This is a genomic window from Rathayibacter sp. AY2B9 (assembly GCF_002931595.1).
Taxonomy (GTDB): Bacteria; Actinomycetota; Actinomycetes; order Actinomycetales; family Microbacteriaceae; genus Rathayibacter.
The window spans coordinates 1-5360 of the sequence record NZ_PSUB01000034.1 but is presented as its reverse complement, the minus strand read 5'-3'; the positions used below and the strand labels follow the sequence as shown (position 1 = coordinate 5360).

Genomic DNA, 5360 nt, shown 5'->3' with positions numbered 1-5360 from the left:
CGGTCGTCCAGGTCGCCGTCCTCCGAGCGCTCGGCGCGCACAGCATCGAGGTGCGCAGCGCCTGGGGCCGGAACGTCGTCGACCTCGATGACGAGCGAGACGAGGCCGTGCGGGCCGAGCTGGCCGGCGAGCAGGTCGAGCGGAGTGGGGACGGGCAGCGCCGAGGCGGCGCGGCCGAGGCGGGAGGCGGGCACGGGGGCGGCCTCGCGCTCCTCCGGCTCCGGGTCGGCGAGGGCCAGCGCGACAGTGGCGGCCACGTCCTCGACCGCGCGGACGCAGCCGAAGCGGATGATCCGCTCGTCGTCGATCAGGGCCTCGCCGTAGCCCGCGCGGAACGCCGAGCGCTGCACGTCGCTGATCGGCCGCGAGTAGATGACGCCCAGCTCGATCAGGAGCAGGTCGGCCTCCCGCGGGGCGACGGTGGCCTCGTCGAAGTCGATCAGCCAGGGGCGGCCGCTCTCGTCGATGACGACGTTGCCGGGATGCGGGTCGCCGTGGAGGGGCACGCGGGAGGTGGGCGTGCGGGCGCGCTTCAGCCGTCGCTCAGCGCCGGCGAGGGCGTCGAGGCGGGAGCGGTTCCCGCGCCAGAGCGCGGTGAGGCGGGGGCGGAACTCCGGCTGCGCATCGATCCTCTCGTCGGTCTCGGCGAGGAGGTCGGCGAGCGGACGGCGGACACGACGGATGCCCCGCCGCACGGGAGGCGCGAGGGTCGGCGGCTCGGCGTCGTGCACGGAGCGCAGGACCGCGCCGAACCCCTCCCAGTCGAGGGCGTCCTCGCCGGAGTCGACCGCGTCCTCGCCGAGGATCCACGGCGCGACCGAGACCCGCAACCCGCGGTCCTCCGCCCAGGGGCGCCCGTCGGAGGCGCGGTGCGGCGCCGCGACGCCCGGCACCCCCGACTCTCCCAGCGACGCCGAGAGCGCGAGTCCGAAGCGCCCGTCGCGGGCCGACGCCTTGACGCTCCACAGCGCCCCGGAGCCGTCGGCCGCGCACCAGACGCGCGCTCCGTGGTCGAGTCCGCCGACGACGGGCTCCAGGTCGACGAGGCCGACGCCGAACTCGCGGCGCACCAGAGCGCGCGCCCAGGCGCCCGCCTCCTCGATCGTGTCCATCCCGCTCATGCTGACGTGCGGGCGCCCCGCGAGCAGGTGCTTGCGCGATCGGTGATCGTAGGCATGGGTGCGGGCTGAGCCGCGTCTCAGGCTCGGGCTCCGGGCCGCCCGACGAGGAACCACGCCATCGACCCCAGGAAGGGCGCCACCACGACGGCGATCGTCCACAGGCCCTTCCGCAGGGGATCGAGGCCGGAGCGGAGGACCTGCGCGACCGCGAGGATCGCGACTCCGAGATACGCGGCCCCGCACAGGGCGGCGACCACGCTGGTGCCGAGCAGTGACATGTCCATCGCCCGACGCTACGCGCGGCGCGGCGCTGCCGGATCCGCCGCGGGGCGGAGACTCCCGGCGATGCGCAGCGGGCCTCGCTCAGCGGCCGAGGACACCGGTGATCGTCCGCGCGCCGTCGGCGGGGAAGAGGGCGAGCCGCTGCTCCGTCCCCTGCTGCCGGACCGTGAGAACGGGAGCCGCGAGCGCGTGACCGTGGTGGTAGCCCGTCACCGACTCGGGGGCGTCCCCGGCGGTGAGGGGCAGGAACGCGATCGGCGAGAGGTCCGCGTCGGCGCGGAACAGCGAGAGCGCCCTCGCGGTGACGACGGCCAGCAGCACGGGGTCCGGCTTCGCCGCGCGCAGCGCCGGGAGGTCGACCGCGGCTCCGGCGACCGCGAGCGTCCGCAGCGAGGCCAGCGTCTCCGGAGTGTTCAGCACCGCGGTGACGCCGCCGTCCGGATGCTCGGCCCGCAGCCTCTCGAGGCTCGGCCGGGACCACCGCTCCTCGACGCGCCGCCGGAGCCCGAAGCCGAGCCCCGCGACGATCACCGCCGCCACCGCGAGCACCACGCCCCACCCTCCGTAGAGCTGGTAGGCCCGAGCGCCCGACCACGCCGCCGCGACGACCACCGTCGCCCCGAAGAACGCCTCGCTTCCGAGCGATCGCAGCCGGGTCGACTGCACCTCCTGCGTCACGAGCGCTCCTCCGGGTCGGGCGGACCTCCGGGCGGGATCACGTCAGCGCATGATCCCACCGGCGCCTGCGGGTCGGGCGGGGATCCGTCCCCTCGCGCGAGGCCGGCTCAGCGCCCGCGCCGCGCCCGCGGATCGGTGAGGAGCCGGACCGGGGGGAGGTCGGCCAGGTCGGGGGACACGAAGCCCAGCACGTCGGAGTGGTGGTCGGCGGAGGCCCGGCGGAGGAAGGACCAGCACTTGAGCGAGGACGGGCGCCGGTCGAGGGGGAGGGGAGCGGCCTCCACGATGATCACGGTGGCGGAGCGGTGCAGGATCCGCACGGGCACGCGGCTCTCGCGGCCGTCGACGGTCCAGCTGGAGACGCCGCGGATGCGGCCGTCCTCGCGGTCGACGCCGACGGTGAGGACGCTCCGGAAGTCGTCGGACGCGGCGCCCATGCCGATCTGGAAGTCCCCGTCGGCGCCGTCGAGCACGAAGGCGACGTCGAGTCCGCGGCGGTGGCGGACGGTGAAGGTGGCGAGCAGGGGACCGCTCCCGAACCTCGGGGCCTCGTCGCGGGCCTGCCGGACACGCTGCTCCGCGTCGTCCCTGTCCATGGAGCCACTCCTGCCGTTCGGGCGGAGCGGGGCCCGCGCGCCCGTCGAGCCTAGGGGGAGCGGGGCGGCGTCACCCCGCGCGAGGCAGCGTCACCCGGAAGCGGGCGCCGACGGGCCCCGCCTCCGCCACGAGGTCGCCGCCGAGGGCCCGGGCCAGCCCGCGCGCGATCGGCAGGCCGAGGCCCGAGCCGCCGTCGGCGCGGTTGCGGGCGTCGTCGAGGCGGACGAGGCGGTCGAAGACGCGCTCGCGGTCGGCCTCGGCGATGCCGGGGCCGTCGTCGTCGACGGTGATCGTGACGGAGTCGGCGGCCGCCTCGACGGCGACGTCGATCCGGGAGCGGGCGAAGCGGGCACCGTTCTCGAGGAGGTTGCCGAGCACCTGAGCCAGCCGGTCGGCGTCGGCGCTGACCAGGAGCGGCTCGGCGGGCCGGTGCAGCTCGATCGCGAGGTCCGGGCGGCGCAGCTCCTGGCGCTCGATCGCGGCCTCGGCGACGCCCGCGGGGTCCAGCGGACGCGACTCCAGAGCCAGGCCCTCGTCCAGACGCGCCATCAGCAGCATGTCCTGGATGAGGCGGCCCGCGCGCATCGACTCCCGCACGACGTGCACCGAGAGGCGCTCGCGCTCCTGCTCGCCGCCGTCGGCGCGGACGAGCGCGTCGGCGGCGGCCTGGATACCGGCGACCGGCGTCCGCAGCTCGTGCGCGGCGTCCGAGACGAACGCGCGCATCCGCTGCTCCGCCGCGAGGGCCGTCGCCTCGGCGGCGAGGGCGCTGCGCTCGGCCTGCTCGAGGTCGTCGAGCATCTCGTCGAACGCGGTCGCGGTGCGGCCGAGCTCCGTCCGTGGACGGGAGGGGCGCAGCCGCCGCCCGCGGTCGCCGTGCGCGATGTCGCGGGCCACGTCGGTCATCCGCTCGAGGGGCCGGAGGGTCGCGCGGACCACGACGATCAGCGCGAGCGCGGCCAGCAGGAGGAACACGGCCGACGCGGCGAGCAGGATCCCGTTCAGCTGCGCGAGGGTGCTGCCCACCGATCCGGCCTCGCTGGTGAGCTCGAGGCGGGTGCCGTCGCTGAGGGTCGACTCGAGGGTGATCAGCTCGTCGTCGGCGGCGACGCTGCTCGAGACGACGGTGACGGCGGCGGACGCGGCTCGGGGCGGGACGGCTCCGGAGGAGGAGCTCGTGCCGGGAGGCGACGGCGGCTCTCCGAGCTGGTCGGCGGCTCCCGGGCCCAGTCGCAGCTGCTCCGGGCTCGGCCCGGCCACGACGTCCTCGCCCTCGGGGCTCGTGATCCGCACCGAGACGCCCTGCGCCGAGAGGCGGGAGGCGAGGGCGTCGTCGGCGATCGTGCCGACCAGCGCGGCGGCGGCGGAGGCACGGTCCTGCAGCCGCTCCTCGATCTGGTCGCGGAGGCGCTCGCCGAGCACCGCCTGCACCGTCGCCGAGAGGGCCAGGAGCAGAACGGCCAGCAGCGCGAGCACGGCCAGGACGGTGCGGAGGCGGAGGGAGCCGGTCCGCAGGGCGCCCGGCTGGGAGCGGCTCACGCCTCCACCCGGTAGCCGAGGCCGCGGACGGTGTGCACGAGCCGGTCGCCGTGCGCCTCCATCTTCTTGCGGAGGGAGCTGAGGTGCACCTCGACGAGGTTCGGGTCGACGTGGTCGTAGCCCCAGACCTGCGTGAGGATCTGGGTCTTGGTGAGGGTGCGGCCGCGGTTCCCGGCGAGGAAGGTGAGGAGGCGGAACTCGGTCGCGGTGAGGTCGAGGGCGACGCCGCCGCGGCGGGCGCGGCCCGACTCCGGGTCGACGACGAGGTCTCCGATCTCGACGACGGACGGGATGCGGCCGCGGCGGCGCAGCACGGCGGTCACGCGCTTGACGAGCTCGGCGAGCACGAACGGCTTCACCACGTAGTCGTCGACGCCCTCGTCGAAGCCGCGGAGGCGGTCGTCGACGGCGTCGCGGGCGGTGAGCATGATCACCGCCGCGTCGCTGCTGCGGCGGATCCGCTCGGCGAGCACGATGCCGCTCGGGCCGGGGAGCATCCAGTCGAGGATCACCAGGTCCGGAGCGAAGGTGCTCAGCTCGCGGGCGAGGTCCTCGCCGGAGACGAGACCGCGGACCGTGAAGCGCTCGCTGCGCAGCGCGGTCTCGACGGAGGAGCGGATGGCGTCGTCGTCCTCGATGAGGAGCACACGGGCGGAGGAGGGCATGTGCTCGAACCTAGGGGCCGCGGATCGGGGCGCACCCGGCGTCTGCTGTGGAGGGTCTGTTCTTAAGTCCGGCTTCAGATTCGCCTTCGAATCTGAGATGGAACCGGCCGCAACCGATCCCGAACGGGGTCGGCACCGGGCCGGAACGAGGAGACACCCATGACCGAGTCGACCACCCCCGCCGAGAAGGGCTCGAGCTTCGGGCCGCGCCGTCCGAAGAAGCGCGCCCTGACCATCGGCATCGCCGTCGGCGCACTCGGACTCGTCGCGCTCGGCTCGACCGCCGCGTTCGCCGCGACGCCGTCGAGCACGCCGACCTCCAGCGCCACCCCGCTGCACTCCACCTCGACCGACGCTCCGTCCACCGATGCGCCCGCCGAGGGCACCGCTCCCACCCCGCCCGGCCCCGGCCGGTGCGGCCCGAAGCTCGAGCCCTTCTCGGCGGGGGTGGTCGACTCGGTCATGGGTGGCTCCTCGT

The 5360-nt window shown here is 75.5% G+C and carries 5 protein-coding genes and 3 pseudogenes; 2 read left to right on the top strand and 6 right to left on the bottom strand.

Translation table 11 applies throughout. The features are described from left to right. Positions 1-98, top strand: a pseudogene (locus tag C5C25_RS16925) (sugar phosphate isomerase/epimerase); the annotation flags it as partial. 264 nt (positions 99-362) lie between these two features. On the opposite strand, the pseudogene C5C25_RS16130 reads toward C5C25_RS16925, so the two are convergent. The 6 genes and pseudogenes from C5C25_RS16130 to C5C25_RS16105 form a co-directional block, all read right to left on the bottom strand. Continuing rightward, positions 363-1112 (bottom strand): annotated as a pseudogene (locus C5C25_RS16130) (phosphotransferase enzyme family protein); the annotation flags it as partial. Positions 1113-1198: 86 nt separating this feature from the next. Beyond that, complete coding sequence (locus C5C25_RS16125) at positions 1199-1405, bottom strand: PLD nuclease N-terminal domain-containing protein (protein WP_104225196.1); 207 nt, start codon at positions 1403-1405, stop codon at positions 1199-1201. 79 nt (positions 1406-1484) lie between these two features. Then, positions 1485-2081 (bottom strand): hypothetical protein, encoded by a 597-nt coding sequence (locus C5C25_RS16120; protein WP_104251186.1) that lies wholly within the window; start codon positions 2079-2081, stop codon positions 1485-1487. A gap of 107 nt (positions 2082-2188) precedes the next feature. After that, positions 2189-2677: a hypothetical protein gene (locus C5C25_RS16115; RefSeq protein WP_104225194.1), complete on the bottom strand. Its 489-nt coding sequence runs from the start codon at positions 2675-2677 to the stop codon at positions 2189-2191. Positions 2678-2747: 70 nt separating this feature from the next. Next, positions 2748-4217 (bottom strand): HAMP domain-containing sensor histidine kinase, encoded by a 1470-nt coding sequence (locus C5C25_RS16110; protein ID WP_104251185.1) that lies wholly within the window; start codon positions 4215-4217, stop codon positions 2748-2750. Next, on the bottom strand, positions 4214-4882 hold the full coding sequence (locus C5C25_RS16105) for a response regulator transcription factor (RefSeq protein WP_104251184.1): 669 nt from the start codon (positions 4880-4882) through the stop codon (positions 4214-4216). Before C5C25_RS16105 ends, C5C25_RS16110 begins: the two co-directional genes overlap by 4 nt. Before the next feature lie 159 nt (positions 4883-5041). Between C5C25_RS16105 and C5C25_RS16100 the strand changes: the two are divergent. Further along, positions 5042-5360: pseudogene (locus tag C5C25_RS16100) on the top strand (hypothetical protein); the annotation flags it as partial.

Coding starts and splice junctions, on each gene's coding strand:
- C5C25_RS16115 (WP_104225194.1), bottom strand. CDS start 2,677: ATGGACAGGGACGACGCGGAGCAGCGTGTCCGGCAGGCCCGCGACGAG.
- C5C25_RS16125 (WP_104225196.1), bottom strand. CDS start 1,405: ATGGACATGTCACTGCTCGGCACCAGCGTGGTCGCCGCCCTGTGCGGG.
- C5C25_RS16105 (WP_104251184.1), bottom strand. CDS start 4,882: ATGCCCTCCTCCGCCCGTGTGCTCCTCATCGAGGACGACGACGCCATC.